This window comes from Streptomyces sp. SID3343, assembly GCF_009865215.1.
Taxonomy (GTDB): domain Bacteria; phylum Actinomycetota; class Actinomycetes; order Streptomycetales; family Streptomycetaceae; genus Embleya.
The window spans coordinates 1-4,193 of record NZ_WWJX01001508.1; the positions used below are offsets into that span (position 1 = coordinate 1).

1 protein-coding gene and 1 pseudogene are annotated in these 4,193 nt (G+C 72.2%); one reads left to right on the top strand and one right to left on the bottom strand.

Translation table 11 applies throughout. The annotated features are described in order from the left end of the window. Positions 1-2,098, bottom strand: a 2,098-nt coding sequence (locus GT354_RS47575; RefSeq protein ID WP_161364036.1) for a helicase-associated domain-containing protein, incomplete at its 3' end; no start/stop codon positions are given. 1,694 nt (positions 2,099-3,792) lie between these two features. On the opposite strand from GT354_RS47575, the pseudogene GT354_RS47580 reads away from it, so the two are divergent. Next, positions 3,793-4,193: pseudogene (locus GT354_RS47580) on the top strand (hypothetical protein); the annotation flags it as partial.

Consider the following 4,193-nt stretch of genomic DNA (forward strand, 5'->3'; position numbering starts at 1 on the left):
GGGCCTCGCTCGGGGCCGGCGGCTCCCCGGCCACGCGCGGCGGGGCGGAGCGGGGCGGGGTGCGTCTGGTGTCGGGGCGGGTCAGGACGAGGTCACCGGTGGCGGATTCGGCGACCGGCGCGAAGCCCATCGCGCGCAGCTTCTCCAGGACCGCGTCGGGAGCGGATTCGGCCGCGAGCACGGTCGGCGCGAGGCGGCGCAGGCGCAGTCCGGCCGCGCGGCGGTCGGCGACCAATTCGGTCAGGAGCGCGTCGTCGTCGCAGCGCAGGAAGGCGCTCGCGGTGCCGACCCGGATCCGGCCGTGCCGGCGGGCGACGTCGTCCACGAGGTAGGTGAGCGGTTGCGGTACGGGGGTGCGCGAGTGGGTCGCGAGCAGGTGGTGCAGGTCGCCGGCGGTGCGGCCGGCGTCGAGGGCGCGGCGCACCGATTCCTCGGTGAAGCGGTAGACGGTGGCGCCGCCGGTGGACTCGATGTCGGCGGCCAGGTGCAGTTCGTGCGCCAGTTCCATGATCAGCGGGCCCGGGGCCACGGCGGTCAGGTCGGCCTGGAGGAAGATGTGGTCGAGCGGCCGCGGGAGCAGCGGGGTGAGCGCGTCGCCCGCCTCGAACACCCGGCCGTCGCCGAGCGTACGAGCGTAGTCGGCGAGGGCGCCTCGGCCGATGATGCCGAGCAGTTCGGCCTCGACGAGCATCGCCCGGAACATGCTCTCGGGCAGCCGTGCCGCCCGGATCGGCTGATGCCACGTCAGGTGGGCGAGCAGCGAGTCGGCGTCGGCGGACGTGCCGGGGGCGAGGCCGGCCAAGGTGGCCAGGATCCGGCGGCGCACCTCGGGGGCGGCGGTGCGGTCGACGCTCATGCCGAGCGCGCCGATCGGCCGGTCCTTGTCGTCGCGGGTGCCGACCAGGGCGGGTACGCGGGTGGTTTCCAGCCAGGTGCCCGCGAGCGCGGCCCAGCGGGTACCGACGGGAGTGCGGCGCCACGTGTCGTAGGCGGGGGTGGGCAGCCACTGTTCGTCGGGCTCGCCGTCGCCCGCGACCAGGCCCATCGCGTAGGCGGTTTCCAGCCACAGGGCGGTCTCGGCCTCGGGCACGTCGGCTTGGACGGCGGTGCGCTTGAACTCGCGCATCCCCAGCCCGCCGGCCCGCAGTACGGACGGGCCGCCGGCGCTCCACAGCTCCAACAGGTCCTCGACCCGGCGCACGGCGGTGAACGCCGAGCCGGCCGCAAGCGTGTCCACAGCCTGTGGATCGTGCGCGCGCACGACGAGGGCGGGCGGGGTGGGTTCGAGCGAGCGGTGGACCCGGCCACCGCGCAGGTGCAGGGCGATCTCGCGGGGCAGCACGACCGTGTCGGCGCCGACGGGAACGAGCAGGGCGCGGGCTAGCAGCCACTCGACGGGAGTACGGGCGGCGCCCACCCGCACCGGGCGGTCCGCGCCGCGGACACTGCCGGTGGGCGGGCCCCACACGAGCTTGTCGAGCACCTCACGCGCGGCGTCGGGGGCCTGCGCGAGCAGCGCGTCGAGCGCGACCGGGTCGGTGAACAGCTCGGTCGTCGCGGTGATCGCGGACACGGCGTCGTGGGTGGACGCCAGGCCGAGGTCGGCGAGCAGGTCCTGCAACCGCGAAGGCGCGGTCGCCGCGAGCGCGCCGGCGAGGGTGGGCCCCAGTCCCGCGGGGCTCGCCCCGACCAGGTCCCGCACGGTACGCACCACCCGCAGCGCGTCGGCCGGACCCCACAACAGCGCCTGCTCGCGCAGGTTGGCCACGGTCCGCTCGAACGCCTCGGGGGCCTCCCCGATCAGCGCGTACAGCCGCTCGGCCGAGAACCCGTCGGGCAGCACGACCGCCGCGTCCACGACTTGGAGGGTGAACCGATCGAGCCGCTCCAGGGCCCGCGCGATCGACGCGCGGGTGGTGGCCCGGGTGGCGAGCTGGGTGAGGTCCACCGGCACCGGGATGGTCAGGTCGGGCCGGGCCCGCAAAAGCGCGCCGAGCGCCTCGTCGGTACGCCCACGCAGATCCTCGGCAAGGGTCCGGGGCCCGGACTCGGCAGCTCTTTCCGAACCGGATCGAGTAGGCGACGCAGCGGTGGTCATCCCATCAACGTTAGACGGTCCACCCCACAACCCTCACCGCTCCCACCGACCCACCCCGCCGGCCCCTCCACCGACGAGCACCGAAGAGGCCGCGAACGGAACGCAACACCTCGCCCCAACCGGACAACAAACCAGGCGGCGAGGCGCGGTAGACAGCGCGAGACCCCGCACACCGCCTGAGCCGGCGCACGAATCGCCATCCGCGTCGGCCAGGGTGCCGATGTGGCCGCGGCCAAGGCCCCGACCGAGATCCCCGGCCCTGAACCGAGAGCACCGCTCTCACTCGCAAGCACAGCTCTCGCCCAAGCATGGCGCTCCGCACCTGACGATCCGCGCCTAACGATCCGAGCCTGACGATCCTCGCCTGACGATTTGCGCCAGACGCTCCGTGCCTGACGATCCGCGCCAAGAGCACCACTCCGATTAGCGAGCACCGCTCTCTCTCGCGACCGCAGATCAGCGCCTGGCGATCCAAGCCAAGAGCACCGCTCCTATTAGCGAGCACCGCTCTCTCTCGCGACCGCAGATCCGCGCCCGCCGCCCCGAACCGAGAGCACCGCTCTCGCTCAAGCAAGCGCTCCGCACCCGGGCCCCGCCGCGAGAGCATCGCTCTCGTTTGAAGGCAGATCCGCGTTCGCCACCCTCGAATCGAGAGCACTGCTCTCGCTTGCAAGCACCGCTCTCGCTCGCTCGGGGCGCTCCGCGCCAGAGACTTCGAAGCGAGAGCACCGCTCTCATTGGCGAGCATCATCCCCCCTTCGGCAGATCCCGCCCTCCCACCACTCCGAACCGGAGCAGCGCTCTCGCTTGTACGCACCGCTCTCATTTGAGAACGCCGCTCTCTCTGGACGGCAGATCCCGCCCTATCGCCTCCCCGAACCGAGAGCACCGCTCTCGCCTGCAAGCACCGCTCTCATCCGCTCGGGGCGCTCCGCGTCAGAGACTTCGAAGCGAGAGCACCGCTCTCATTGGCGAGCATCGTCCTCCCTTCGGCGGATCCCGCCCTCCCACCGCTCCGAATCAGAGCAGCGCTCTCGCTTGTACGCACCGCTCTCAGCTCTGGCTTGTACGCACCGCTCTCATTCGAGAACACCGCTCTCTCTGGATGGCAGATCCCGCCCTCTCGCCTCCCCGAACCGAGAGCAGCGCTCTCGCCTGCGAGCACCGCTCTCGCCCGATCGGGGCGCTCCGCGTCAGAGACTTCGGAGCGAGAGCACTGCTCTCATTTGTGGGGGCTGCTCTCGCCAAGCGTTCCTCTCCGTCCCGCGCAGATCGCCGGCGGGCGGGCCGGGGGAACCGCAGCCTGTTCACCGTCCGAAACGGGCGGGTGCCGGGTGGACGGGTGGACGGGTGGGCGGGCAGACGCGACCGAAAGTCCACCGAAGCCGGACCACCACCCCCAACGGCCGGCCCGTCGCAGGTCGCAATCTCGGCTCCCGGGCACGGAAGAAACCCCAGCCTTCGCCATCCGCGACGGGCGAGCCCTTCCCGGGCGTCGACGCCACAAACGCAGGCAACTCCCGTGTGTCCGCGCAAAGATCGTGGGAAGGACTCGCTCCGTTCGCCCACGCGGCCCTAGGCTGAAGTGTCGCTTTGCCGATCCATACACGAGACACGGCACAGCGGTTCGAGCAAAGCGCAGCGAAAAGCAGCGAAAAGGCAAGGCCAGGGCGATCCTTCGGTGGGGGTGGGACGTGAACTTCGAGAGTGATCACCTGGTTCTGCAGTACCTGGGCGAGGTCGGAGACGCCGCGCAACGGCGACTGCGGCCCGCCGACCGGGCCAGACTGGTGGAGCGCCTCCGGAGTCAGATCAACAGCGAGCGCGAGCGGCTGAACGCGCATACGCGCGGTTCCGTTCAGGTCATCCTCGACCGGCTCGGTACCCCCGACGCGGTCGTCGGCCAAGAGCTGTACCGGCTCGGCGACCTGCGCAACACCGGCGCGGACGACGGCGTGGGCGCGATGTCGATGCGCGGCTCGCGTCACGCGACGGTCGCGCGCCAGATGGGCTTCCGGGCCGACTCGACGCCGATCCCGGCCGTGGCGGACCCCTCCCGCCCGCAGCCGGCCCCGCCCGCCCCGCGCGTGTCCCC